Source organism: Haematobacter sp. (genome assembly GCF_032102465.1).
Lineage (GTDB): Bacteria > Pseudomonadota > Alphaproteobacteria > Rhodobacterales > Rhodobacteraceae > Haematobacter.
Window position 1 is genome coordinate 18296 of the sequence record NZ_DAMDHB010000015.1, and the last position, 26449, is coordinate 44744.

General features: G+C 65.1%; 22 protein-coding genes. 13 read left to right on the forward strand and 9 right to left on the reverse strand.

The genetic code is table 11. The features are described from left to right. The first annotated feature begins 42 nt into the window (after positions 1–42). Entirely contained in the window at positions 43–1662 is a 1620-nt protein-coding gene (locus tag RT513_RS11115) for a glucan biosynthesis protein (RefSeq protein ID WP_290690218.1), read from the forward strand. 30 nt (positions 1663–1692) lie between these two features. Here RT513_RS11115 and RT513_RS11120 read toward each other — a convergent pair whose 3' ends face one another. Continuing rightward, positions 1693–2010, reverse strand: coding sequence for a DUF1476 domain-containing protein (locus tag RT513_RS11120; protein WP_290690215.1), 318 nt, complete (start codon positions 2008–2010; stop codon positions 1693–1695). Positions 2011–2170: 160 nt separating this feature from the next. Here RT513_RS11120 and purC point away from each other — a divergent pair, with 160 nt between their 5' ends. Both purC and purS read left to right on the forward strand, forming a co-directional pair. Continuing rightward, positions 2171–2935, forward strand: a complete 765-nt coding sequence (gene purC / locus RT513_RS11125) for a phosphoribosylaminoimidazolesuccinocarboxamide synthase (RefSeq protein WP_035705606.1) — start codon at positions 2171–2173, stop codon at positions 2933–2935. A gap of 97 nt (positions 2936–3032) precedes the next feature. Further along, positions 3033–3272: a phosphoribosylformylglycinamidine synthase subunit PurS gene (purS, locus tag RT513_RS11130; protein WP_290690212.1), complete on the forward strand. Its 240-nt coding sequence runs from the start codon at positions 3033–3035 to the stop codon at positions 3270–3272. Here purS and RT513_RS11135 read toward each other — a convergent pair whose 3' ends face one another. Then, complete coding sequence (locus RT513_RS11135; RefSeq protein WP_290690210.1) at positions 3273–3662, reverse strand: translation initiation factor 2; 390 nt, start codon at positions 3660–3662, stop codon at positions 3273–3275. It abuts the gene before it with no gap. 150 nt (positions 3663–3812) lie between these two features. Between RT513_RS11135 and purQ the strand changes: the two genes are divergently transcribed. From purQ to RT513_RS11155, 4 genes are all read left to right on the forward strand, one after another. Beyond that, the gene (gene purQ / locus RT513_RS11140) at positions 3813–4484 is read left to right on the forward strand and encodes a phosphoribosylformylglycinamidine synthase subunit PurQ (RefSeq protein ID WP_088215003.1); all 672 of its coding nucleotides are present in this window, start codon (positions 3813–3815) and stop codon (positions 4482–4484) included. Between the two features lie 93 nt (positions 4485–4577). After that, positions 4578–6320 carry an ATP-binding protein gene (locus RT513_RS11145; protein WP_290690209.1) on the forward strand — a complete coding sequence of 581 codons (1743 nt, stop codon included), beginning with the start codon at positions 4578–4580 and terminating at the stop codon, positions 6318–6320. 7 nt (positions 6321–6327) lie between these two features. Next, positions 6328–7665: a sigma-54-dependent transcriptional regulator gene (locus RT513_RS11150; protein WP_035743035.1), complete on the forward strand. Its 1338-nt coding sequence runs from the start codon at positions 6328–6330 to the stop codon at positions 7663–7665. A 575-nt stretch (positions 7666–8240) separates the two neighbouring features. Beyond that, the gene (locus RT513_RS11155) at positions 8241–10883 is read left to right on the forward strand and encodes a ribonuclease E/G (protein ID WP_290690206.1); all 2643 of its coding nucleotides are present in this window, start codon (positions 8241–8243) and stop codon (positions 10881–10883) included. A 56-nt stretch (positions 10884–10939) separates the two neighbouring features. Here RT513_RS11155 and RT513_RS20840 read toward each other — a convergent pair whose 3' ends face one another. After that, positions 10940–11410: a sulfurtransferase TusA family protein gene (locus tag RT513_RS20840; RefSeq protein ID WP_409518409.1), complete on the reverse strand. Its 471-nt coding sequence runs from the start codon at positions 11408–11410 to the stop codon at positions 10940–10942. Between RT513_RS20840 and RT513_RS11165 the strand changes: the two genes are divergently transcribed. Beyond that, the gene (locus tag RT513_RS11165; protein ID WP_290690202.1) at positions 11310–12059 is read left to right on the forward strand and encodes a cytochrome c biogenesis CcdA family protein; all 750 of its coding nucleotides are present in this window, start codon (positions 11310–11312) and stop codon (positions 12057–12059) included. The two genes, RT513_RS20840 and RT513_RS11165, sit on opposite strands and share 101 nt — an antisense overlap. On the opposite strand, the gene RT513_RS11170 is transcribed toward RT513_RS11165, so the two are convergent. Genes RT513_RS11170 through fumC form a run of 3 tightly spaced genes read right to left on the reverse strand, consistent with a single transcriptional unit; the run spans position 12056 to position 14279 of the window. Continuing rightward, complete coding sequence (locus RT513_RS11170; protein WP_088215007.1) at positions 12056–12274, reverse strand: ribbon-helix-helix domain-containing protein; 219 nt, start codon at positions 12272–12274, stop codon at positions 12056–12058. The two genes, RT513_RS11165 and RT513_RS11170, sit on opposite strands and share 4 nt — an antisense overlap. Then, positions 12271–12885, reverse strand: a complete 615-nt coding sequence (locus tag RT513_RS20845) for a GNAT family N-acetyltransferase (protein ID WP_088215008.1) — start codon at positions 12883–12885, stop codon at positions 12271–12273. Before RT513_RS20845 ends, RT513_RS11170 begins: the two co-directional genes overlap by 4 nt. Then, positions 12885–14279 carry a class II fumarate hydratase gene (fumC, locus tag RT513_RS11185; protein WP_088215054.1) on the reverse strand — a complete coding sequence of 465 codons (1395 nt, stop codon included), beginning with the start codon at positions 14277–14279 and terminating at the stop codon, positions 12885–12887. The genes RT513_RS20845 and fumC overlap by 1 nt, the downstream gene beginning before the upstream one ends. Positions 14280–14361: 82 nt before the next feature. On the opposite strand from fumC, the gene RT513_RS11190 reads away from it, so the two are divergent. Further along, positions 14362–15075 (forward strand): hypothetical protein, encoded by a 714-nt coding sequence (locus RT513_RS11190; protein ID WP_313534043.1) that lies wholly within the window; start codon positions 14362–14364, stop codon positions 15073–15075. Here the strand turns inward: RT513_RS11190 and RT513_RS11195 are convergent. Continuing rightward, complete coding sequence (locus RT513_RS11195) at positions 15044–15628, reverse strand: DUF1285 domain-containing protein (RefSeq protein WP_290690197.1); 585 nt, start codon at positions 15626–15628, stop codon at positions 15044–15046. The two genes, RT513_RS11190 and RT513_RS11195, sit on opposite strands and share 32 nt — an antisense overlap. Positions 15629–15725: 97 nt before the next feature. Between RT513_RS11195 and RT513_RS11200 the strand changes: the two genes are divergently transcribed. From RT513_RS11200 to RT513_RS11215, 4 genes are read left to right on the forward strand one after another with little or no spacing between them, the layout of a single operon-like run. Then, positions 15726–16733, forward strand: coding sequence for an AAA family ATPase (locus tag RT513_RS11200; protein WP_088215011.1), 1008 nt, complete (start codon positions 15726–15728; stop codon positions 16731–16733). Then, positions 16730–17605, forward strand: coding sequence for a DUF58 domain-containing protein (locus RT513_RS11205; protein ID WP_290690195.1), 876 nt, complete (start codon positions 16730–16732; stop codon positions 17603–17605). The genes RT513_RS11200 and RT513_RS11205 overlap by 4 nt, the downstream gene beginning before the upstream one ends. Next, on the forward strand, positions 17605–20403 hold the full coding sequence (locus RT513_RS11210) for a DUF4159 domain-containing protein (RefSeq protein ID WP_290690192.1): 2799 nt from the start codon (positions 17605–17607) through the stop codon (positions 20401–20403). Before RT513_RS11205 ends, RT513_RS11210 begins: the two co-directional genes overlap by 1 nt. 40 nt (positions 20404–20443) lie before the next feature. After that, positions 20444–22513, forward strand: coding sequence for a hypothetical protein (locus RT513_RS11215; RefSeq protein ID WP_290690191.1), 2070 nt, complete (start codon positions 20444–20446; stop codon positions 22511–22513). On the opposite strand, the gene RT513_RS11220 is transcribed toward RT513_RS11215, so the two are convergent. Both RT513_RS11220 and acnA read right to left on the reverse strand, forming a co-directional pair. Next, a complete protein-coding gene (locus RT513_RS11220) occupies positions 22510–23103 on the reverse strand; it encodes a hypothetical protein (protein WP_290690189.1) in 594 nt (197 codons plus the stop codon). The two genes, RT513_RS11215 and RT513_RS11220, sit on opposite strands and share 4 nt — an antisense overlap. Positions 23104–23486: 383 nt before the next feature. Next, entirely contained in the window at positions 23487–26243 is a 2757-nt protein-coding gene (acnA, locus tag RT513_RS11225; RefSeq protein ID WP_290690187.1) for an aconitate hydratase AcnA, read from the reverse strand. Between the last annotated feature and the right edge of the window lie 206 nt (positions 26244–26449).

Consider the following 26449-nt stretch of genomic DNA (forward strand, 5'->3'; position numbering starts at 1 on the left):
GACGACGCCGTCGCATGTTGCCAGCCAGCAGGAACACCGACGATGTCCATCCGCCTTACCCGACGCAGCCTCCTTGGCGCCGCCGCGGCCACTGCGCTGATGCCGCCCCTGCTCGGTATGTCATCGCGCGGCGCACGCGCGCAGGAAAACAGCCTCCACCTCGGGACCGCGCAACCCTTCACCTTCGAAACGCTGATTCAGCGGGCCGAGGCCGCGGCAAAGACCGCCTATCGCTCGCCGTACCGGCCCGCGCCGGAGGTCACGCAGGAAATCGACTACGAGGCCTGGGGCAAGATCAAGTTCAACACGGACCTCTCGCCCTATGCGCGCGAAGGGTCGGGCGGGGCCTATCCGGTCGTCTTCTTCCACTTCGGCCAGTATTTCCAGAAGTCGGTGCGGATGCACCTCGTTCAGGACAGCACGGCGCGGGAGGTGATGTATTCGCCCTCCTATTTCGCCATGCCGGACGACAGCCCGGCGCGCCGCCTGCCGGAGGATTCGGGTTTCGCGGGCTTCCGGCTTCAGGAATGGTGGGGGGCGGACGACTGGCGGACGCAGGATTGGGTGGCTTTCCTGGGTGCCTCCTATTTCCGGGCGATCGGTGCGCTCGGGCAATACGGCTTGTCGGCGCGGGGCGTGGCCATCAACCCGGCGGTCCCGGATGCGCCGGAAGAATTTCCCGATTTCACCGATTTCTATATCGCGGAATCGCCCGATCCCGAGCAACCCGTGACGGTCTATGCCCTGCTTGACGGGCCGAGCGTGACCGGTGCCTACCGCTTCACCATGACCCGCGGACAGGACCGCTCCAAGGGCGTGCTGATGGATATCGAATGCACGCTTTTCCTGCGGGAGGACGTGAAGCGCCTGGGCCTCATGCCGCTCACCTCCATGTTCTGGTACGCGGAATACGGGCGCGCACGGATGGAGGATTGGCGGCCGGAGGTACATGATTCCGATGGTCTTGCCCTCTGGACCGGCGCGGGCGAGCGTATCTGGCGCCCCCTTCGCAACCCGACGGAGACGCGCATATCCGCCTTCGGCGATGATAGTCCGAAGGGGTTCGGCCTGCTCCAGCGGGACCGGAACTTCGACCATTACCGCGATGGTGTGTTCTACGACCGCCGCCCGAGCCTCTGGGTGGAACCTTTGAAGCCGCTTGGCAGGGGAAGTGTACAGCTTCTCGAAATCCCTACGGATGACGAGATCCATGACAACATCGGCGCCTTCTGGGTGCCTGAGGAAGCGGCGGTGAAGGGGAGCCGCTACGACCTGTCATACCGGCTTCACTGGGTGGATCAGGAGCCGTTCCCGGCGACAAACGTGGCGCAGGTGATCTCCACCCGCTATGGGCGCGGCGGCCAGCCCGGCAAGCCGCGTCCGCAGGGCGTTTACAAGATCGCCATCGAATTCGACAATCCGCCCGTGCTGACCCAGATCCCCTATGGCGTCTTCCCGACAATCGAGGTCACGACCAGCCGGGGAGAGATCACCCGCACGCTGGTGGAGCCGGTGCCGGGGGGGAACGTCTGGCGCGCGATATTCGATCTGACCGTGGCCGGGACCGACATCGTGGAGATGCGCGGTTACATGGCGCTTGACGGAAAGCCCCTGACGGAGACGTGGCTCGCCCAGTTCGCCCCCAACAATCCGGGGGGCTGAGAAAAGGGGCGCCCGCTGTTGGGGCGCCCCCTATTGCAGATCGTCAAGAACCTCCCGGCGCGCCCGGGAGGTGCATTCGTTGAGCTTGTCGCGTATATCCGCCTCCGCCGCGCTGCCGGAGAGTTGCTCCACCAGATGCGCGACCACGTCGGCCTGGCCGCCGCTCAGAAGATCGGTACGAACAATTGCGGCAGCGAAGGCGCTGGCCTCCGGGCCGGTCTTGCCGAGGACATCCGCAGCCCACAGGCCGAGCAGCTTGTTCCGCCGCGCCTCCACCCGGAACTTGAGTTCGGCGTCATGCGCGAACTTGGCTTCAAACGCGCGCTCACGGTCGGCAAACATGGTCATGACTGCAACCTCCTCGCATCTTGGTTATAGGGCCCACAATACACATATGTTCGTCACGGCCACGGTCGCAAGTCCGCGACCGGCTTGCGGGAAGGGCCTTATTATCCTATGACGCAGCCAAGGGCGACGGGTGCGACCGCCGCCGGCCGACGGAGAATTCATGGCACGGCGCAACAAGATTTACGAAGGCAAGGCAAAGATCCTCTACGAAGGGCCTGAGCCGGGTACCCTGATCCAGTACTTCAAGGACGATGCAAAAGCGCAGAACGCGCAGAAATCCACCGTGGTGGAAGGGAAGGGTGTGCTGAACAACCGCCTTTCCGAGTTCTTCATGAATGGCCTCAACGCGATTGGCGTTCCCACGCATTTCATTCGCCGGATCAACATGCGTGAGCAACTGATCCGTGCTGTGGAGATGATCCCGCTGGAGGTTGTCGTGCGGAACTTCGCCGCGGGGGAGATCTCCCAGCGGCTGGGCATTCCGGAGGGAACCGCATTGCCGCGGCCCATCGTGGAGTTCTACTTCAAGGACGACGCGCTCGGTGACCCGCTGGTATCCGAAGAGCATATCATCGCCTTCGGCTGGGCCGCGCAACAGGACCTGGACGATATGGTGGCGCTCGCGCTCCGGGTGAACGACTTCATGTCGGGCGTGATGATGGGCGTCGGCATCCGGCTGGCCGATTTCAAGATCGAGATCGGACGCATCTGGGATGGCGACTATCAGCGGCTCGTGGTGGCGGATGAGATCAGCCCCGACAGCTGCCGTCTTTGGGACATGAAATCTCCCGTCGAGCGGCTCGACAAGGATCCGTTCCGGCGCGAGGCTTCCAACCTCTCCGAAGCCTATACGGAGATCGCGCGGCGTCTCGGCGTCCTTCCGTCCAACGTGACCCATGCGACGAAGCCGACCCTCATCAACTGAGGCGGTTTCGGCGTAAGCGGGCTTTCTTTTCCGCGCTGAACCGCCTAGGAGAGCGGCGAATGCCGGGGGGCCGGCGACTGTCCAGGAGAGCGATCCCATGAAAGCCCGCGTCCACGTCATGTTGAAAGACGGTGTGCTCGACCCGCAGGGCGAAGCCGTGCGCCACGCGCTCGCGACGCTCGGGTTCGGGGGCGTGGAAGGTGTCCGCCAGGGCAAGGTGATCGAACTCGACCTGGCAGAGACGGATCGCGCCGCCGCCGAGAAAGCCGCCCGCGAGATGTGCGAAAAGCTTCTCGCGAATACGGTCATCGAGAAATATACTGTCGAACTGAGCTGATCACCCGCGGCAGGCCATTGTCACGTTGATCGGGTTTGGCACGAGTTCCTGCGATGCCCCTGTGGCAGCGTCGATGCCAAGCCCGATGATGCCGCCTGCAAGGATGTTGCCCGCGAGGGCCGCCCCGCCGCTGCCCGATGTCTTGTGCGTGACATTCACCTCTGTCGGCTCGCATTTTTCTCTGGTGAGCGAGACGGCGAATTCCGACCGGCGCGGCATCTTGATCGCGCAGGGCGTGCTTGCACAGCTGTAACCATTGCTAGTCTGGACGGTGGCGCCGGGCGGCAGCGTGATGATCTCGAGCACATCGCTCTTCCCGCGTGTGACGGTGGCGCATCCGCTTATGAGCAATGCAATCGGCAGAAAAAGGGCAACGGAAACCATGTTCATGAGAAACTCCTGTTTAGTGAGCAGAAGAAATCACCAAGAAGTGAACATTAAGTGAACAAGTCGCGCGCTTTCTCGACCCCCGTTGCCTGAGGAGGCGTTTGGCGCTACAGCATCGGCCATCCCGCATCGACATCCTTCGAGGAGCCCGCCATGAAGGCCGCCGTCATCGTTTTTCCCGGATCGAACTGTGATCGCGATCTTGCCGAAGCGTTCCGCAAGGTGGACGGGATCGAACCCGCGATGGTCTGGCACAAGGAAACCGCACTTCCGCCCGGGATTGACGTGGTGGGGGTGCCCGGCGGCTTTTCCTTCGGCGATTATCTGCGCTGCGGGGCGATTGCCGCGCGCTCGCCCATCGTTTCCGCCGTCCGGGAGTTCGCGGAGCGGGGCGGCTACGTTCTGGGGATCTGCAACGGCTTCCAAGTGCTCACGGAAACCGGCCTGCTGCCGGGTGCGCTGATGCGCAATGCGGGGCTGAAATTCCTGTGCAAGCCCGTTGATCTGACCGTCGCCACGACTGACAGCGCTTTCACCTCCGGCTGGGAAAAGGGCGCGCGGGTGTCCATCCCGATCGCACATCACGATGGAAACTACATCGCCGATGCCGCGCTGCTGGACCGGCTGGAGGCGGAGGACCGCATCGCCTTCCGCTACGCCGACAACCCCAATGGCTCGACCGGCGACATCGCGGGCGTTCTGTCGGAGAACCGCCGCGTCCTTGGCATGATGCCGCATCCCGAGCGCGCCGTGGAAGCGATCCAGGGCGGAACGGATGGGCAGGCGCTGTTCCGTTCTCTCGCCGGCCTGATGGCGGTGGCCTGACGTCATTGGCGGCGGAGCGCCTATCTGCCGCAGGCGTGAGTTGAGCCTGCCCGCGCCTGTGGCTAGAGTGCCGCAATGACGGCAATAGATGAAATGAGCCTTGCAGAACGTGCGGGTCGCATGCCTTGGGTGATGCGGACCGTCATTGCGCTGTTCGTCGTCGGCGCGGTTGCCGTTGTCTGGCTCACCAATCACCTGCTGACTGATCGTCTGACCGATACCACCCGCAACCGGGCGGAGCTTCGGCTCGTTCTCTATGCGGGCAACGTGGCCAGCGAGTTGCAGCGGAATTCCGTGGTTCCGCTGCTGCTGGCGCGCGATCCGGCGTTGATCGGCGCGCTGCAATCGGGCGATTTCTCGGTGACGACGCAGCGGCTGATGTCTTTCCAGACGGAAATCGGCTCTGCCGCGCTGACGCTGATGGACAATGACGGGCGTGTGGTGGCGGCGACGAACCGGAACCTGCTCGGCACCAATCATTTCGACGATCCCGCCTTTGCGGAGGCGCAGAAGGCCAAGGAAACCGTGTTCACCGTCGCCGAGACGGAGACGCAGGGCTATCAGTTCAATTTCTCGCGCGCCGTTCTATCCGACAGCCGTCCCATCGGGGTCGTCTCGGTGAGTGTCGATCTGAGCAAGTATGAGCGGTCCTGGGGCGGCTTCTCCGACGCCGTTTCGGTGATCGACAGCCAGGGCAAGATCATCCTCTCCACCGAGCCGCGCTGGCGGGGGCTGACAATGGAGGAGGCGCTGGCCGTCCGCTCCGCGCCCTCCGCCATTCAGCGCGCGCTGCAGGCGACGACGGATTGGGCGCAGGCGCCCCCCGATGCCTATCTCCGGGGCGAGGCGGTGATGCGCAATGAGACGCGCATTCCGTTCCGGGGCTGGAAGCTCGTCTCCTACACCCGCTACGACAGTGTGCGGGAGGGGGTGAACACCATCCTCGCGCTGGAGATCATGGGCTTTGCCATTCTGCTGGCGCTTATCTTCTATATGTTTTCTCGCAGGGCGTGGTCGCAATCGGCCAGCCTCAAGAAGGAATCGGCAGAGTTGCGTATTCTGAACGCCCGCCTCCAAAGGGAGATCGCGGAGCGGGAGAAGGTGCAGAAGGATCTCGCGGTGGCGGAACAGACGCTGGCCCAATCCTCGAAACTGGCGGCTCTGGGAGAAATGTCCGCCGCCGTCAGCCATGAGTTGAACCAGCCGCTCGCCGCCATGAAGACCTATCTCGCGGGCGCGAAGCTTCTTCTGCAACGCAAGCGGCCGGACGAGGCGCTGTCCTCCTTCCAGCGGATCGACGACCTCATCGAACGGATGGGCGCGATCACCCGGCAGCTCAAGAGTTTTGCGAGAAAAGGCGGAGAAGCCTTTGAGGCTATTGATTTTCGTTCGTCCGTTTCCACGGCGCTTTCCATGATGGAGCCGCAGCTCAAGACCCGTGCCGTCAAGATCACGCGTGGCCTGCCGCGGCAGCCGGTCATGGTGATGGCGGACCGGATCAGGCTGGAGCAGGTTATCATCAACCTGCTTCGGAACGCGCTGGACGCGACGAAGGACTCCAGCCAGCCGCAGATAGACATCCTCCTCTCCGCCGGGGAGACGGCGACCCTGACCGTGCGCGACAACGGCCATGGGATCGAGGACTTGGACAATCTTTTTGAACCTTTCTATACCACGAAGAAACCGGGAGACGGGACAGGGCTCGGCCTCGCCATCTCCTCCGGTATCGTGACCGATCTCGGCGGTCGTCTGACGGCGCATAATGCGTCCGGCGGCGGCGCCGTATTCGAGGTGCAGATCCCGCTCCTCGATCAGCAAGCTGCAGCAGCGGAATAGGAGACCCATGGCCCGCACGATGAAGATCGCCATCGTCGATGACGAACAGGACATGCGTCAGTCGATCAGCCAATGGCTGGCACTTTCGGGCTTCGACACGGAAACCTACGCCTCCGCGGAGGAGGCGCTCAAGGTCATCGGGCCGGACTGGCCCGGCGTGGTGGTGTCCGACATTCGCATGCCCGGCATGGATGGCATGGCGTTTCTGAAACGTCTGATGAGCATGGATTCCGGCCTGCCCGTCATCATGATCACCGGTCATGGCGACGTGCCGATGGCAGTAGAGGCGATGCATGTCGGCGCCTACGACTTCCTTGAGAAGCCGTTCAACCCCGATCGCATGACCGAACTGGCAAAGAAGGCCACCCAGACCCGCCGCCTCGCGCTCGACAACCGGACCTTGCGGCGGGAGCTGTCCGACGGCACGACGATGATGAAGAAGCTCATCGGCGGTTCCCCGGTGATGGACCGGCTGCGGGAGGATATCCTCGATCTGGGGCAGGCGGATGGCCACGTCCTGATCGACGGTGAAACCGGCACGGGCAAGACGCTGGTGGCCCACGCGCTCCATGCCGTGGGGCCGCGCGCAGGCAAGAAGTTCGTCTCGCTTTCCTGTGCCGCGCTTGGAGAGGACCAGCTGTCCCAGCGGCTGTTCGGACCGATGGAGGAGGGCGCGTCCAGCCTTCCAGCAGTGGAGGAGGCGCGGGGCGGCACGCTGGTTCTGGAGGATGTGGAGGCGCTCAGCCCGGCGGCGCAGGCCCGCCTGCTGGAGTTCATCAACGATCAGGGCACGCCCGCCGCGACCCGGATCATCGCCATCGTCAATCAGCATGAGGCCGGCCGGACGGTGGAGGACGTTCTGCGCTCCGATCTCTATTACCGGCTTGCCGCGCTGAAGATCACTCTCCCGCCCCTCCGCCAGCGGGGGGAGGACATCCTGACGCTCTTCACCCGCTATGGCGAGCAGTTCTCCGAGGAATACGGTTGCGATGCGCCGCAGGTCACGGCGCAGGAAGCGGCGCAGCTTCTGCAGGCGCCCTGGCCCGGAAACGTCCGTCAGCTCATCAATATCGCAGAGCGTGCGGTGTTGCAGAACCGGCGCGGCTCCGGCTCCATCGCCTCGCTGCTGATGGCCGACAGCGACGACAACTCCTCTCCCGCAATGACGACGGAGGGCAAGCCGCTCAAGGAATATGTCGAGGCGTTCGAGCGGATGCTGATCGACAATACCATGCGGCGGCACAAGGGATCCATCGCCGCGGTGATGGACGAGTTGTGCCTGCCGCGCCGGACGCTGAACGAGAAAATGGCGAAATACGCCCTGTCGCGTACCGATTACCTGTAACGCAATGATTCGGTCGGCCATGGGCTCACCGTGCGCCAGCCTCCGGCTGGAGGAGCGATCGACGGCGGGGCAAGGGCCGCGCAGCACCGGAGAGATCTTTGCGATCCATGCCCGGCGCCCCATTTCGGGACGCTGGCATCGGCGACCTGCGATGCCTATGTAGCGCATAACCTGCGGGGGGATGAATTTTGGCGTTGGCAATCGCCGGGATACCCCGTTAGTGTTGCAGTTATCTGGAGTGCGCGGTTTCCGCCCTCCGGGCAAAGATTTCGCCGCGAACGATGCGAAGGCAGGGCGTCCCGAGTATCCGTTCGTCGGAGGATTTGGCCGAAAGGCCGGAGCAGCGCCTCACGCATCAAGCACGGGGCGCACATTGGGGGCGCGGCAGACCGCGTCCAGGATTTGAAATGCGATGGACCGAGTCATGAGGAAAGGACAGCCGAGCGTGCAGACCCCGTCTGCCGCCGCCCTTGCCATGACACGCCTCGCCCCAGCCAGTCACCACCCGGAACCTGTCCGCCCGCCCGTTCGCATGCCGATCGGGCTTTCGGGTTGCCGCGGTGCAACGAGAGATCATGACAAAGAAGATGCTAATCGATGCCACGCACGCGGAAGAAACCCGCGTCGTGGTCGTGGATGGGAACAAGGTCGAAGAGTTTGACTTTGAGACCGTAAACAAGCGCCAGCTCGCGGGAAACATCTACCTCGCCAAGGTGACGCGCGTGGAGCCTTCGCTTCAGGCGGCCTTCGTGGATTACGGCGGCAACCGGCACGGCTTTCTGGCATTCGCCGAAATCCACCCAGATTACTACCAGATCCCGGTGGCCGACCGCCAGGCGCTGATTGCCGAGGAACGTGCGCTGGCCGAGCAGCAGGAAGCCGATGAGGCTCGCCGCGGCCGCCGCCGCTCCAGGGCTGCCCGGGCGGAAGGGGATGGCGACGCCGTTGCCCAGTCGGAGGCGGATGCCGAACCGACGGGTATGGACGTCGTCGATCTCGGTGAGCCGATGGAGGCCGACCTGTACGTCGCGCCCGACCGGTCCGAGGATGAGGGCGCCTATGCCGCCGTGGATACGGCCTCCGAGACGGATTCCGACATCGAGTCCATCGCGGAGGAGGACGTCTCCGAGGAGCTTCCGCCGCCGCCGAAACAGCGTGCCCGCCGCTACAAGATCCAGGAAGTGATCAAGGTCCGGCAGATCATGCTGGTCCAGGTCGTGAAGGAGGAGCGAGGCAACAAGGGTGCGGCGCTCACCACTTATCTGTCCCTGCCGGGCCGCTACTGCGTTCTCATGCCGAACACGGCGCGGGGCGGTGGTATCAGCCGCAAGATCACCAATGCCGCCGACCGCAAGAAGCTGAAAGAAATCGCCTCCGAACTGGAAGTGCCGGAAGGCGCGGGTCTCATCATCCGCACCGCGGGCGCGCAGCGCACGAAATCCGAGATCAAGCGCGATTATGAGTATCTGATGCGGCTCTGGGAACAGATCCGCGATCTGACGCTCAAGTCCATCGCTCCCGCGCCGATCTATGAAGAGGGCAACCTCATCAAGCGCGCGATCCGCGATCTTTATGAATCCGGTATCGAGGAAGTGCTGGTCGAGGGAGACGCGGGCTATCGCACCGCGCTCGACTTCATGAAGATGATCATGCCGCCGGATGCGGGAAAGGTCGTCCACTACCATGACACCATGCCGCTGTTCGCGCGGTATCAGGTGGAAAGCTACCTGTCGGGCATGTTCAACCCCGTGGTGCAGCTCAAGTCGGGCGGTTACATCGTCATCGGTGTGACGGAAGCGCTCGTCGCCATCGACGTGAACTCCGGCCGGGCGACCAAGGAAGGCTCGATCGAGGATACCGCGCTCAAGACCAACCTTGAGGCGGCGGATGAGATCTCCCGCCAGCTTCGTCTGCGCGACCTTGCCGGGCTGATCGTCATCGACTTCATCGACATGGAGGAGCGTCGCAACAACGCCTCCGTCGAGAAGCGGCTGAAGGAAAAGCTGAAAACTGACCGTGCCCGTATTCAGGTCGGCCGCATCTCCGGCTTCGGTCTGATGGAAATGTCGCGCCAGCGGCTCCGCCCCGGCATGATCGAGGCGACGACGGCTCCCTGCCAGCACTGCCACGGCACCGGGCTCGTCCGCTCGGACGACAGTCTCGCGCTCGCCATCCTGCGGCAGATCGAGGAAGAGGGGACGCGCAAACGCTGCCGCGAGGTGGTGCTGAAAGCGCCCGTGGGCGTGGTCAACTTCCTCGTCAACCAGAAGCGGGAGCATATCGCGCAGATCGAAGCGCGCTACGGCATGTCCGTGCGCATCGAGGCCGATCCCTTCATGATCAGCCCCGATTTCTCCATCGAGAAGCTGAAGACCGCGACCCGCGCGCTGCCGGAAGCCCCGAGTGCGGTGATCTCCCTCGATACGACGGAAGCGATGCCGGAGTATGAGGAAGACGTGGCCGAGGTGGAGGAAGCTCCCGTGGTCATCGCCGCCGCTCCGGTTGCGGAGGAACCCCGCGAAGAGGGCGAAGGGCCGGCGCGTAAGAAGAAGCGCCGGCGGCGGCGTCGGCGGAACGGCCAGAACGGTGAGGGCAACGCCACGGCTCAGGACACTGATGCCGAAGGTGATGAGGGCGACGACGAGGTCTCGGAAGCCGAAGCTGAAGTCGTGACCGCTGAACCGGCTGCGGAAGAAGCTCCTGCCGTGGTTGAGCCTGAACCTGTTGTCGCCCCGGTTGAAGCCGAAGCGCCGGTGGTTGAGGTTGCGGCTGTTGCTGTCGAAGCCGTGGCCGAAACGGTGACCGCCGAGGTGGCGCCCGCCGAAGAACCGAAGGCCGAAGCCGAACCGCCGAAGAAGAAGCCGCGCACCCGCCGCAAGAAGGTGGAACCGGTTGCCGAGGCGCCTGCCGAGGCCGCGGAAGCTCCGGCGGAGGCTGAGCCGCCGAAGAAGAAACCGCGCACCCGCCGCAAGAAGGTGGAAACACCCGCGGAGGCAGTGACGACCGAAATCGCCCCCGAAGCGACTCCGGTGTCCGAGGCGACGCTTCCCGCGGATCTGGAGACGGCGGAGCCTGCTCCCGCAGCTCCGGTGTCGGAAGCGACCGCACCCGCTCCTGCAGAGGAGGAGACGGTGACGGCGGAACCGGCGCTCGCGGAGGGAGAAGATGGTGAAAAACCCGCGTCGAAGCGGCGCGGCTGGTGGACGGTCAACACCTGATCGCCGCTGGAACTATCGAGAAAGGGCGCCCCGGTGGCGCCCTTTTTTCGTCCTCGTCACCCGCGGGCCTGTATGAGGAACGTTATCTCGTCCCCGTTTTCATGACTTTCGAGCAGCCTGTGCCCGGTCTCGGTGCAGAAATGTGGAATGTCTATTCGAGCCATCGGGTCGGTCGCGAGCACGCGAAGCACCTTGCCGGGGGACAGACGGGCCAGCCGCTTCTGCGCGCGCAGCACAGGCAGGGGGCAACGCAGGTCTCGCGCATCGAGGTCTTCATCCCACATATTCAATCCTTTCGCGGCTGTGCTCTGCCTACCTTCGACTGGCAGGCCACGGCAAGCACCGGCAGGCCACGGCACGAATGGGCCACGGCAAGGTGACATTGGTCGCAGGTGACGGGGGCGTCGGAAGCGGCTAGGAGAAGACATGTTCGGAATCGATCTCTTCGACGCAGCCCTTTTGCCCGCGATGCTCGTCGCGCTGGTAGCGGGTGTGCTGTCCTTCCTGTCGCCCTGCGTCCTCCCCATCGTGCCGCCCTATCTTGCCTATATGGGCGGGGTCAGGATGCACGAAATGACCGAAGGGAGCCGAAGTCGCGCCGCGATCCTGCCCGCGCTGTTCTTCGTCATGGGCCTGTCCACGGTGTTCCTGCTGCTGGGCTTCACGGCCTCGGCGCTCGGCACGTTCTTCCTGCGCAATCAGGAGATGTTCACCCGGATCTCCGGGGCGATCGTCATCATCTTCGGTCTGCATTTTCTGGGCGTGTTCCGCATCCCGATCCTGGATCGCGAGGCGCGGCTGGATGCCGGCGACAGGGGGGGATCGGCTTTCGGCGCCTATGTTCTGGGGCTGGCCTTCGCCTTTGGCTGGACCCCCTGCATCGGCCCGCAGCTGGGGGCGATCCTGTCGCTTGCCGCCTCGGAGAGTTCGGTGACGCGGGGGACGGTGCTGCTTGGCGTCTATGCGGCAGGGCTGGGCATTCCGTTCCTGCTCGCGGCGGTGTTCATCCAGCGCTCCATCGGGCTCATGAACCGGCTGAAGAAGCATATGAAGGTGATCGAGCGGGCAATGGGCCTGCTGTTGATCCTCGTCGGGCTGGCGCTGGTGTCGGGGGCGTTCTCCGCCTTTTCCTGGTGGCTTCTGGAGACATTCCCCGCGCTCGGGCGAATCGGCTAACGGGTGAGCGCCCGCTCCAGCACCCAGACCCGGATGGCGGAGGCGAGGCCGACATCCGGCGCGCGGGCCGCGTCGATTTCCGCCGCCAGCGCATTGATTGCGCGGCCATCCTCCTCCGCGTAACGGCGGAACGCGCGCCAGAAGGCCTCCTCCAGCGAGACGCTCGTTCTGTGGCCGTTGAGGGTGAGCGAATGCTTGACGGGGCGCCCCTTCACCGCCGCCGCTCCATCGTCACCGTGCGCTCCCCCTCGAAGTTCCGCTCGCCCGTCGCCACGAAGCCGAGCGCGGCGTAGAAGTCCACCGCCGACAGGGAGGCATCGAGCCGCAGCACCGGCACCTCCTTCGCCTCCGGTGCGGAGAGCAGGGTTTGCATCAACGCGCCGCCGATTCCACGGCCCTGATGGGCAGGATCGACGAAGACGCTCCGCACCCGATCCCCCTCCAGCGCGGCAAGCCCGACCGGATGGCCCCCAGACAGCGCCACGTGGCAACAGGGTCCGGCGATCAGCGCCGCGATTCGCTGGACGGTAAAGGCGGTGACGAGCCGTTCGATGACGGCGGGCGGGTAATCTCTGGCATTGGTCTGCCGCAAGGCCCGGTGGATCACTTGCAGCAGAGCACTCGTATCCCCGGCCTCTGCGCGGCGGATTTCCGGTTGCAGACGGTGGCCATCGAGAAAGGCGCGCTCCTTTCCGGCGCGCGCCTCCTCCATCTGACGTTCGGCCTTGGTCCGGCCGAATTTCGCAGCGTTGGCGTCTCCCTCCGCGCGGCGGGTGGCCCGCTCGCGCGCCTTCCGTGCCTCGCGGAGATTGACGACCTTCGCCATCAGTCCTCCGGGCCGACCATCTTTTCGGGCCGCACCACCTCGTCGAAGGTCTTCTCGTCCACGAAGCCGAGGGCGATGGCCTCTTCCTTGAGCGTGGTGCCGTTCTTGTGCGCCGTCTTGGCCACTTTCGTCGCGTTGTCGTAGCCGATCGTGGGCGCGAGCGCCGTGACCAGCATGAGCGACTCCTTCATCAGCTTGTCGATCCGCGGCTTGTTGGCTTCGATCCCGACGACCATGTTGTCGGTGAAGGATCCCGCCGCATCGCCCAGAAGCTGCATGGACTGCAGGACGTTGTAGCTCATCATCGGGTTATAGACGTTGAGTTCGAAATGCCCTTGCGAACCCGCGAAGCCCACCGCCGCGTCATTGCCCATGACATGCGCGCAGACCATGGTCAGCGCCTCTGCCTGCGTCGGGTTCACCTTGCCCGGCATGATGGAGGAACCGGGTTCGTTTTCCGGCAGGATCAGTTCGCCCAACCCCGACCGCGGGCCGGAGCCGAGCAGGCGGATGTCGTTGGCGATCTTGAAGAGCGAGGCCGCCACCGTCTTCAGCGCGCCGGAGAACATGACCATCGCGTCATGCGCAGCCAGCGCCTCGAACTTGTTGGGGGCGGTGACGAAGGGCAGGGCGGTGATCTCCGCGATCTTGCCGGCGATGGCGGTGTCCCAACCCTTCTTGGTATTGAGCCCGGTGCCGACGGCGGTGCCGCCCTGCGCCAGCTCGTAGATGTCGGGCAGGCAGGCTTCGACCCGCTGAATCCCCTTGGCCACCTGATGCGCATAGCCGGAGAATTCCTGGCCCAGCGTCAGCGGCGTCGCATCCTGCGTATGGGTCCGGCCGATCTTGATGATGTCCTTGAACTCCTCCGCCTTGGCATCCAGCGCGGCGTGGAGCTTCCTCAGCCCCGGGAGCAGCACGTCACGCGCCTGTGTGCCGATGGCGACATGCATGGCCGTCGGGAAGGTGTCGTTGGAGGACTGGCCCATGTTCACATGGTCGTTCGGGTGAACGGGCTTCTTCGACCCCATCTTGCCGCCCAGGATCTCGATGGCGCGGTTGGAGATGACCTCGTTCGCGTTCATGTTCGACTGGGTGCCGGAGCCGGTCTGCCACACGACCAGCGGGAAGTTATCGTCGAATTTGCCGGCCACGACTTCCTTCGCCGCTTCCACCATCGCATTGCCGATCTCGGGCGACAGGTTGCCGGTGGCCATGTTGACCTCTGCCGCCGCCTGCTTGATGACGCCGAGCGCGCGGATGATTGGCACGGGCTGTTTCTCCCAGCCGATCGGGAAGTTCTGGATCGAACGCTGCGTCTGCGCCCCCCAATACTTGTCGGCAGGAACCTCCAGCGGGCCGAAGCTGTCGGTTTCGGTGCGGGTCGCGGTCATCTCGGACTCCTTCATGGACACCGGGCCGGTTTAGCGACTCCCGCCGAAAAGGCAATCCGGCGTTACCGCTAGCGTTGAGACAATGCAGAATCTCATGCTACCCTTCGACCATTGGGAGAAGGAGAATCTTATGAAAATCTGTATCTTGTGCGCTGCAGCAGGCCTCGGGATGGCGACGCCTGCGGTTGCCGCGACATACACTTACCATGGCAGTCAATTCACCTGCAGTTACGCCTATGACCTCAACACGGGGGAGATGCTGGACGGCTGTCCGACCGGAGAAGTCGCGGCGGCCGCCAAGGCGAGCATCGAGATAGATGAGACCAAGGTCCCCGGCGGCAGTCTGGCGGGCCTCACGGTCAGCCTTTCCTTTGACTGGGACTTTCCTGCGCCCGCGATACCGGAATATCTGATCTCCGTTTCGGCCACCTCTCCGCTTTACTTCGGGGGTGGGGACAGGTCGATCTTTGAATTGGGCTATGGTAAGCCGGTGCCGTGGGTACCCGGTATGCTCTATCTGAAATTCGATGAAGCGGAGAATTTGATCAGCTATTACATGGGATTGTTCATCGAATATGACAGTATGATCGCCAGCGGGGGGGATGCCATCGCGGGCTTCCTTACGCGCAGCCCGACGGGAAGCACGGATGTGGTCGCATACTATCATGCTCCAGCTGGTTATTGGGAGCGCGGGGAGCCAAGCCCGGTTCCGCTGCCCGCGGCGGGGTCTTTGCTGCTGGCGGGGCTGGGCCTGACGGGAGCCGTCAGCTACCGGAAAGCTCGCGCGCGGGGATGATCGGGAAGAAGCTGCGGCCTGACCACAGGCCCAGCCAATCCTCACCCTCCCGCTCCTCCACCGTGGCGATTTCCACCAGCCGGTAGAAGCTCTTGCGGTCTATCAGCGCCTCCAGCCCGCGGCGGATATGGACATAGGGGGACGGCTCGCCGGTGGCGGGATCGCGCGCGACGCGGATCGGATGCTCCTCTCCCGCGACGACGATGTCGCCGACCTGCGTGGTGAAGGTGAGGCTCTGGTCCTTGCCTAGCCCCTCGCGCTCGAAATCGACGGCGACGAAGGGGGCGTCATCCACGGTGATGCCCACCTTCTCGCCCGGCGTGACGAGGAAATATTTCCCGTCCTCCAGCTTGAGGATGGAGGAAAAGAGCCGCACCAGTTCCGGCCGTCCGATAGGGGTGCCGAGGTAGAACCACGTTCCGTCCCGCGCGATCCGCATGTCCAGATCGCCGCAGAACGGGGGGTTCCACAGATGCACGGGCGGCAGGCCCTTCTTGCCGCCCTGTGCCGCCGAAACGCTCTTTGCGAGGCCATCCGCCGAAAGTTCTGCCATCTGTTCCTCCGGTAACGGTTTTGCCATTTGTACCAGTCACGTTATCTGGCTCTAATGTTGGTATAACCTACAATCACCCGGCAAAAGGGGGAGCGCCGTGACCGAGGAAACCGATCTTGTGGCGGGCATCGAAGCGCTGGCCGGGAAGCTGGCGGAGGCGCGGTCCTCCATCGACCGGCGGTTCATCGGGCAGGAAAGGGTAGTGGAGCTGACGCTCGCCGCGCTGCTTTGCGGCGGACATGCGCTGCTCGTGGGGCTTCCGGGGCTGGGGAAGACGCGGCTCGTCGATACGCTGTCCACGGTGATGGGGCTGAAGGGCAGCCGCATCCAGTTCACCCCCGATCTCATGCCGGCCGATATTCTCGGCTCCGAAGTGTTGGAAACGGGCGGCGACGGCTCCCGCGCGTTCCGCTTCATCGAGGGCCCGATCTTCTGCCAGTTGCTGATGGCCGACGAGATCAACCGCGCATCCCCCCGCACCCAGTCCGCGCTGCTGCAGGCCATGCAGGAGCAGGAGGTGACGATCGCCGGGCAGCACCGGCGGCTCGGCCCGCCGTTCCACGTGCTCGCCACCCAGAACCCCATCGAGCAGGAGGGCACCTATCCCCTGCCGGAGGCGCAGCTTGACCGGTTCCTTGTGCAGGTCGATGTCGAATACCCCGACCGCAAGACGGAGAAGGATATCCTGATCGCCACCACCGGGGTGGAAGAAGGCGCGGTGCATCAGGTCTTTGCGGCGGAGGAACTGATGGCTGCGCAGCGCCTCGTCCGCCGGATGCCGGTCGGGGATTCCGTAGTGGAACTGATCCTCGATCTCGTCCGGTCCTGCCGCCCCGGCGAGCCCGAGGCGCTGGCCGTGGTGCGGGAAAACGTGAGCTGGGGCCCCGGTCCCCGCGCGGCGCAGGCGCTGATGCTGACCGTCCGGGCGCGGGCGCTGCTGGAGGGGCGGCTGGCGCCTTCGGTGGAGGACGTGCAGGCGCTGGCACGGCCGGTGCTCATCCACCGGATGGCGCTGAACTTCGGGGCGCGAGCGCGGGGCGTGCAGCTTTCCGATGTCATCGCCACTGCCGTCGAGCGCGTTGCGGGCATCGAGGCCGCGGCGTGAGCGAGGCCGCCCATCTACGCGAAAGCGCCGAAAATCTCGCGGGCGGGTTGCCGCCGCTGCTTGCCGCGGCAGAGCAGCTGGCGGCGACGGTTCTGCTTGGCCCGCACGGGCGGCGGCGCTCCGGCATGGGCGAGGAATTCTGGCAATACCGTGCGTTCCAGAACGGCGATGAGGCGCGGTCGATCGACTGGCGGCGTTCCGCGCGTTCGGACACTCATTTCGTGCGCGAGCGGGAGTGGCAGGCGGCGCAGAGCGTCATGGTCTGGATCGACCCGGGCCGTTCCATGGCTTTCAGCGGGACGCCGAACCGGCCCGAGAAACGCGCGCGCGCAGAGCTTCTGGCGCTCGCCCTGTCCGTCCTGATGATCCGGGGCAACGAGCGTGTGGGCCTGCTGGGTGCCGATGCGCCGCCCCGCGCGGGACAGGCGCAACTTCTGCGTCTGGCCGATGCGCTGACCCGGACGGAGGAGGGCGGCGACCATGCCGACCCCGACGGGCGCGCCCTGGCCGCACATTCCCGCGCGGTGTTCCTGTCGGACTTTCTGGGCGATCTGGAGGGGGTGGAGCGCGCCATCGGCGAGGCCACCGGCCGGGGCGTGCGCGGCGCGCTTTTGCAGGTACTGGATCCGGTGGAGGAGGATTTCCCCTTCGACGGGCGCACGATCTTTGAGAGCGTCACCGGCGCGGTGAGCTTTGAAACCCGCAAGGCGGGAGATTTGCGCCGCCGCTATCTGGACCGTCTGGCGGAGCGGAAGGACAAGCTCTCCGCACTCGCCAGCGCGGCGGGCTGGCAGTTTTCCACCCATCACACCGGGAGCACCGCGCTGAGCGCGCTTCTGTGGCTCTATGGTGCGACGGAAAGGGGGCATTGATGTGGATGATCGGCCCCGTGGGCTTCACCGCGCCATTGCTTCTTGCCGCGCTGGTCGTGCTTCCCGTTCTGTGGCTCCTGCTCCGCGCCGTGCCGCCCGCGCCGATCCGCCGCCGGTTTCCGGGGGTGGCACTCCTCCTTGGTCTGAAGGACGAGGAGACGGTGGCCGACAAGACGCCGTGGTGGTTGCTGCTGCTCCGTGCAGCGGCGGTGGCGCTGCTCATCCTCGGCTTTGCGGGCCCCGTGCTGAACCCCGCGCCGCAGCGGCCGGAAAGCGGGCCGTTGCTGATCCTCGCCGATGGCACCTGGGCGGACGCGGGGGACTGGCAGCGGCGGGTGGAGCGCATGGACGCCCTGCTGTCGGAGGCCGCACGTGCTGGTCGCCCGGTTGCCGTCGTGGCGCTCGCGGATCTGCCGAAGGCGGGCGCTGCTCCCGATTTCCTTGCGGCGGAGGCATGGCGCGCGCGTCTGCCCTCGGTTCAACCCCGTCCATGGGAGCCGGATCCGGAGGCCGTGCGCGCCTTCATTGACCGGCTTCCCCGGGAGGCCATGGAGAGCTACTGGCTCTCTGACGGTATGGCGCGTGAAAGCCGCGAGCCGCTGCTTTCCGCCCTGCAATCCCGTGGGACGGTCACGGTCTATGAGCCGCCACATCTGGTCTATGGCCTGAAACCACCTGTTTACCGTGACGGAATGATTGCGCTGCAGGCGATTCGTCTCCCCGGAGGTCCGGCGACGACCGTGGATATCGCGGCGTTCGGACGCGATCCCGCGGGGATCGAGCGGGAACTGGTTCGGGGAAGCGCCGGGTTCGACGCCTCCGCGACGGAGGCCGGAACGGAGTTGTCGCTGCCGCCCGAACTGCGCAACCGCATCACCCGGTTCGAAGTCCCCGGTCAGCGGTCCGCCGCGGCGGTGAGCCTTACCGACGATGCCCTGAAGCGCCGCAAGGTCGCCATTGTCGCGGCGCGGAGCGACCGGGAGGGGCTGGCCCTTCTCTCACCCAGCCACTTCCTGCGGGAAGCCCTGCAACCCACCGCCGATCTGATGGAGGGACCGTTGGAGGACATGCTGCTCGCCTCGCCCGACGTCATCATCATGCCCGATATCGCCCGCGTGTCGGAGGAGGAGAGCGCCCGTCTCGTCGCCTGGATGGAGGAGGGGGGCCTTCTGCTCCGCTTCGCCGGACCCGCACTGGCAGCAAGCGACGTGAGCCGGACTGCGGAGGATCCGTTGCTGCCTGTGCGTCTGCGGGAGGGAGGCCGCTCCATCGGCGGCGCCATGAGCTGGGGGGAGCCCAAGACGCTTCGCGCCTTCGCGCCCGGGTCCCCGTTCTACGGCCTGCCGATCCCGTCCGACGTGAATATCACGGCGCAGGTGATGGCGCAGCCGGATCCGCAGCTTTCCGAGCGGACCATCGCCTCTCTCTCGGACGGCACGCCGCTGGTGACGCGGAAAGCGGTGGGACAGGGGCAGGTCGTCCTGTTCCACGTCACCGCGAATGCGGAATGGTCAAGCCTCCCGCTCTCCGGCCTTTTCGTCCAGATGCTTGAACGGCTGTCGGTCAGCGCGGGAATGGGCATGGGCGGCGCCGCTGGCGATCTGGCGGGAACGACCTGGGTGCCTGAGGAAGTGATCGACGCCTTCGGGCGGGTCAATCGCGCGGGTGCCCTGCCCGGAATCGCGGGCGAGGTTCTGGCAAATTCCCCTCCCGGTCCTGCCACGCCTCCGGGGCTCTATGCGGGGGACGACAGGCGCATCGCCCGGAATGTCATCGGGCCAGAGGCAATGCTCACGCTGGCCACCTGGCCCGCCGGGGTGCGTGTCGAAGGGCTCGTGGCCGAGACGGAGCGCGACCTGAAGGGGGGCGTGCTGACAATCGGGTTGCTGCTCCTGCTCGTCGACCTGCTGTTGTCGCTCTGGCTTGCCGGGCGCCTTGGCGGGGGGGTGCGGCGGCGGTTCGGCACGGCGGCTGTGCTGATCGTCGCGGTCTTCCTGACAGCGCCGGATGCGCGGGCGCAGGAACAGTCCGCATCGGGCGATGATTTTGCCATGGCGGCGACGGCGGAAGTGGTTCTGGCCTATGTCCAGACGGGGGATGCCGCCGTGGATCGTGTTTCGCGGGCGGGGCTTCAGGGCCTGTCGCAGCGCCTGTTCGAGCGCACGTCGGTAGAGCCCGGACAGCCGATCGGCGTTGATCTGGAGCGGGACGAGCTTGCGTTCTTCCCTTTCCTTTATTGGCCGATCACCGCTGATGAACGCCTGCCGTCGGACCATGCATACGCCAACCTGAACCGCTATCTGCGCTCCGGCGGGCTGATCCTGTTCGACACGCGAGACGCCGATATGGCAAGCGCAGGCGGCGGGCAGACACCGGAGGGGCGGAGGCTCGCGCTCATCGCGGCGCCGCTCGACATTCCGCCGCTGGAGAAACTGCCGGCAGACCACGTTCTGACCCGCACGTTTTACCTGCTTCAGGATTTCCCCGGCCGTTTCAACAGCCATGACATCTGGGTCGAGGCAGCGCCCCCGGATGCCGAGCAGGTGGAGGGGATGCCGTTCCGAAACCTGAACGACGGGGTGACACCGGTGGTCATCGGCGGCAACGACTGGGCCTCCGCCTGGGCGGTGAGTGACAATGGCATGCCGCTCATGGCGATCGGACGCGGCACCTCGGGCGAGCGGCAGCGGGAGATCGCGGCGCGTTTCGGCATCAACCTCATCATGCATGTGCTGACCGGCAACTACAAATCCGATCAGGTCCACGTGCCCGCGCTGCTTGACAGGCTGGGTCAATGACCTGCCGTAAAAGCCCCGCGCCGATCGGCGAGGCAACCTCATGACAGACAGCATACTTCTTTCACCGCTGCTGCCCTGGCCGCTGATCTGGGCTTTGGGGGTGGCGCTTGTCCTGTTGGTCGGGCTGTCCTTCTGGCGCGGCTCCTCCGGCTGGTGGCTCAGGGCGCTGGCGGGGGTCGCGCTGTTGCTCGCGCTTGCCAATCCCTCGCTGCAGCGGGAGACGCGCGACCCGCTGAGCGACATCGTTCTGCTTGTGGTGGATGACAGTTCCAGCAACCGTATCGCAGATCGCCCCGCCCAGGTGGAGGAGGCCGTCCGCGCCCTGAGCGACCGGCTCGGCGGGCTGCGGAACGTGGAGCTTCGCACCGTTCACGTCCCCGATGGGGAGGGCAACACCGGTTCCCGCGTGATGACCGCGCTTTCCGACGCGCTCGCCAACGAGCCGCGGGACAGGGTGGCGGGAGCGATCCTTGTCACGGATGGTCAGGTGCATGACATGGAACTCGCGCCCGATCTGCCCGCGCCCTTGCAGGTGCTGCTGACGGGGCGGAGCCACGATTGGGACCGCAGGCTCATCATCAGGAACGCTCCACCTTTCGCCATTCTGGGCGAGGAAGTGCGCCTGACGCTCCGCATCGAGGATCAGGGGGAGGTCCCGCCGGAACTCCGCGATCAGGCGCAGCTTACGCTGGCCATCGACGGCGGGGAGCCGACTGTCGTGACCGTTCCCGTGGGCGAGGATCTGGAGCTGCCGGTACGGCTGCCCCATGGCGGGATGAACGTTCTGCAATTCGACGTCGCCGCCGCGCCGGGTGAGCTGACCGACAGGAACAATTCCGCCGTCGTGCAGATCAATGGCGTCCGCGACCGGCTCCGCGTGCTGCTCGTCTCCGGCGAGCCCCATGCGGGGGAAAGGACGTGGCGCAACCTGCTGAAATCCGACGCGTCGGTCGATCTTGTGCACTTCACCATCCTGCGCCCGCCAGAGAAGCAGGACGGCGTTCCGGTCTCTGAACTCTCGCTCATCGCTTTTCCCACCCGGGAGCTTTTCATCGACAAGATCGAGGAGTTCGACCTCATCATCTTCGATCGCTACCGGCTGCGCGGCATCCTGCCCGCCGCCTATCTGGAGAATGTGCGCAATTACGTGGAGCAGGGTGGCGCGGTGCTGGTCGCGGGCGGGCCGGAGAGCGCCTCTGCCGACAGCCTCTACCGCTCGCCGCTGGCAGCGGCGCTGCCTGCCACGCCGTCGGGGCGGGTGATCCAGCAGCCGTTCCGCCCCGAGATCACCGATGTCGGCCACCGGCATCCGGTGACGGAGGGGTTGGAGAAGTTCTCGCCTCCCGGAGAGGATGGGGAGCCGGGCTGGGGCCGCTGGTTCCGGCTGATGGAACTTCTGCCGCGCAGCGGTGAGGTGGTGATGTCGGGCGCAGAGGACAAGCCGCTCCTCATCCTCGACCGTGTCGGAAAGGGGCGCGTCGCGCTACTGGCTTCTGATCAGGCGTGGCTCTGGGGGCGTGGGTACGAAGGCGGCGGGCCGCAGCTCGAACTGCTCCGCCGTCTCGCGCACTGGACGATGAAGGAGCCGGAGCTGGAGGAGGAGGCGCTGATCGCCACCGCAGATGGTCAGTCCATCACCATCACACGCCGGTCCCTGAAGGACGATCCGCGTCAGGTGACGATCACCGCCGCGGATGGCACCACCACTGTCGTACCGTTGGAGGAGACGGAGCCGGGGCGGTTCACTGCCACCTATGCCGCGCCTTCGGTCGGGCTGTATCGGCTGACCGACGGGGAGCTTGAGACGGTGGTCGCGCTCGGCCCCTCCGCCCCCAAGGAGTTCGAGCAGACCATTGCCACGGGCGACAGGCTCGCGCCGCTGGTCGCAGCAACCCGTGGCGGCATATTCCCGGTCGAGGATGGCATCCCCGCGATCCGTGAGGTTTCGGAAGGGCGTCTTGCCGCCGGTCGTGGCTGGCTCGGCATCACGCCGCGTCAGGCCTATGTGACCACCGATGTGCAGGTTGCGGCCCTACTGCCGCCTTGGGCTTTCCTACTCGCCGCCGGGCTGCTTGCGGTCGCGGCATGGCTGCGTGAAGGGCGCCGTTAGCGCCGCCCGCTTCGGGCTGCGAGCAAAGCCAGCGGTGTGGCCAGCAACAGCGCCGCCGCTGGCAGAGGCACCTCTGCGGGAGCCTCCGCAAGGACATAGGTGCCTCGCGGAAGGCAGCTCGTGCAGGCAAAGGCGGCACCGGTATCCGCTTCGCCGGAATACCAATAGCCGCCCTCGAACAGCAGAGCGGGCGCCGGGAGCGGAACTTCCGCACTGGCAAGATATCCGTGAAGCACGCCATCCGCATTGAGGGACAGCCCAAACATCGGCAGGCTGTAAGTCTGCATGTCCGGGTAGAGATAGGAGAGGCCGGGCAGCGAGATTTCCGCATCCGTTACGGCACCGGTAGCGGCAATCTCCACCCAACCTGCCCAGGCGCGGCCTGTCGGGATCCCGCTGAACGGCACTTCGTTGAGCGTCAGCCGGTATGTCGCCGCTTCTGCAGCCGGGGCCGCAAGCCAGAGCGCAAGGATGAGAGCCGCCCCGTTGCGCCACGGTTTTCCTCGCGGACCGTGCCTGTGGTTCCCGGTCCTTGCATAGGACTTCCAGGGACTGATGGACGCCACCGCGGGCGCGTATGGAATGAACATACGATGACCCTTCATGAAGAGGCCCTACACCGTCCAATTTTTGCCCGAGATCCGCATCTGTCAAGCGGCTTGAAAGCAGGGCCAAGGTCTCCGGCGACGATAGGGAACTCCGCTTAACAGGCTGCCGGGAAAAGTCTGTGTTGGAGCCGAAATCGTGCGCGATATGAGGTAATCCAGCCGGACATATTCACGTTTTGACCATTCCGGAACCGATTTCGCGATCCCAGAGCATGGCCTTCGACCTGTCCCGCTGCCTCTCAAAGGACCGAATAGAAGTCGGAAATTGGCGGCGGAGGGGAGTGGTTCGCACCCCTCTTTCGGTACAAAAAACCCCCGGAGTTGCCTCCGGGGGGATCATTTGCGTGATACCTGCGCGGCTCGGCTCAGCTCTTGGCGAGGTTCCGCAGCACGTAGTGCAGCACACCGCCGTTCTTGAGGTATTCGATCTCCACCTCGGTATCGACGCGGGCCTTGAGCGTGATGTTCTTCACCGAGCCATCGGGCGAGGTGATGGTGCAGGGCACGAGCGAGAGCGGCTTGAAGTCGCCCGCAAGGCCATGGATTTCCACCGTTTCATCGCCTTTGAGGCCGAGATTCTTGCGGTTCTGGCCCTCGGTGAACTCGAACGGGATCACGCCCATGCCGACGAGGTTCGACCGGTGGATCCGCTCGAAGCTCTCCGCGATCACCGCCTTCACGCCGAGCAGGTTGGTGCCCTTGGCCGCCCAGTCGCGCGAGGAGCCGGCGCCGTATTCCACACCGCCGAAGATGACGAGCGGAATGCCCTCCGCCTTGTACTCCATCGCCGCGTCGAAGATGGAGGTCTGCTCTCCGTCAGGGCCCTTGGTATAGCCGCCCTCGACCCCGTCCAGCATCTCGTTCTTGATGCGGATGTTGGCGAAGGTGCCGCGCATCATGACCTCATGGTTCCCGCGGCGCGAGCCGTAGGAGTTGAAGTCCTTCTGGGCGACCTGCCGTTCCACCAGATACTTCCCGGCCGGAGTCGTCGGCTTGAACGACCCTGCGGGGGAGATGTGGTCGGTCGTGATCATGTCACCGAGCACGGCGAGGATGCGCGCACCCTCGATATCCGTGATGACGCCCGGCTCCCTCGCCATACCCTGGAAGTAGGGCGGGTGCTGGATGTAGGTGGATGCCGGCGGCCAGTCGTAGGTTTCGGAGTCGGTCGTCTCCACCGCCTGCCACTTCTCGTCGCCCTTGAACACGTCGGCGTATTTGGATTGGAACGCCTGCCGGGTGACCGTCGCCTCGACCAGCTCGGCGATCTCCTGGTTGGTCGGCCAGATGTCCTTCAGATAGACATTCTTGCCATCCGGCGTCTGGGCGATCGGATCCTTGGTCAGGTTGATGTTCACGTCACCTGCGATGGCATAGGCGACGACCAGCGGCGGAGAGGCAAGGTAGTTCGCCCGCACGTCCGGCGAGATCCGGCCCTCGAAGTTCCGGTTGCCCGAGAGCACGGCGGTCGCGACCAGATCGTTCTCGTTGATCGCCTTGGAGATCGCCGGATCGCCCAGCGGGCCGGAGTTGCCGATACAGGTCGTGCAGCCGAAGCCGGCAAGGTTGAAGCCGATCGCGTCCAGATCTTCCTGAAGATTGGCGGCGTTCAGATATTCGGCAACCACCTGCGATCCGGGGGCGAGAGAGGTCTTCACCCAGGGTTTCCGCGTCAGGCCGAGCGCCCGCGCCTTCCGCGCGACGAGCCCGGCGCCGATCATCACGTAGGGGTTCGACGTGTTGGTGCAGGAGGTGATGGCCGCGATCACCACGGAGCCGTCGCGGATGGTGTAGTCCGCGCCTTCGACCGCCGCAGTCTTGCGCACATCCTGCCCGGTGGAGATGACACCGCCACCTTCTTCCGCCATTTCATCGGCGGCGACGGACATGTCGATGCCACGGTATTCGCTGACCGTCTTGTAGAAGGCACGGGCGGCGAGGCTCAGCGGCGTGTAGTCCTGCGGGCGTTTCGGGCCGGAGATCGCCGGAACGATTTCCGCCATGTCGAGGTGCAGCGTATCGGTATAGACCGGCTCGTAATCCGCGCCGCGCCACATGCCGTTTTCCTTGGCATAAGCTTCGACCAGCGCGATGCGATCCTCGTCCCGTCCGGTGTTGCGCAGGTAACGCAGCGTTTCGTTGTCGATGGGGAAGAAGCCGCAGGTCGCACCGTATTCGGGGGCCATGTTGGCGATGGTCGCCCGGTCCGCGAGCGGCAGGTGATCCAGGCCCTCGCCGTAGAATTCGACGAACTTGCCGACCACGCCCTTCTTGCGGAGCATCTGCACGACCTTCAGCACGAGGTCGGTCGCGGTGGTGCCCTCAACCATCTTGCCGGTGAGCTTGAAGCCGATGACTTCAGGGATGAGCATGGAAACGGGCTGCCCCAGCATCGCCGCTTCCGCCTCGATCCCGCCAACGCCCCAGCCGAGCACGGCAAGGCCGTTCACCATGGTCGTGTGCGAGTCGGTGCCGACCAGCGTATCGGGGTACGCGACCTCGTTGCCGTCCTGATCGGTGTCGGTCCACACGGTCTGCGCGAGGTATTCGAGGTTCACCTGGTGGCAGATGCCGGTGCCGGGCGGAACCACGCGGAAGTTGTTGAACGCCTTCTGGCCCCATTTCAGGAACTGGTAGCGTTCGATGTTGCGCTCATATTCCAGATCGACGTTGACCTGGAAGGCGCGCGGGTTGCCGAATTCGTCGATCATCACCGAGTGGTCGATGACGAGATCGACGGGGTTCAGCGGGTTGATCTTCTGCGCATCACCGCCGAGCGCGATGATCCCGTCCCGCATCGCGGCGAGGTCCACCACGGCGGGGACGCCGGTGAAGTCCTGCATCAGCACGCGCGCCGGACGATAGGCGATCTCCCGCGGGTTCTTGCCGCCGAGTTTCGCCCATTCGGCGAAAGCCTTCACATCCTCCACGGAGACGGTGAAGCCGCCATCCTCGAAGCGGAGCATGTTCTCAAGCACCACCTTCAGCGAGGCGGGGAGTTTCGAGAAATCGCCGAGCCCTGCCGCCTCCGCTGCCGGTATGGAGTAATAGGAATACGTCTTGCCGCCAGCGGTCAGCGTCTTGCGCGTCCCGGCGGTGTCTTTACCGACCATGATGGGCATATTGGCTCCCTTCCGTCTTCAGGGGGTGTCGCTGATGCCGCTATGCCGCAATGGCGCCCTCTGTTCAAGGGGCGGCGAGCGAATGTATACCGTTGTGCACTGCAAACCGCCAGAGCGGAAGCAGCATTATCACGGGGGTCTGATCGTTGCCGCGACGGCGTGGACGGGCGAGTGTTGCCTGCGCGCAACGCCGTGAAAAGCCATCG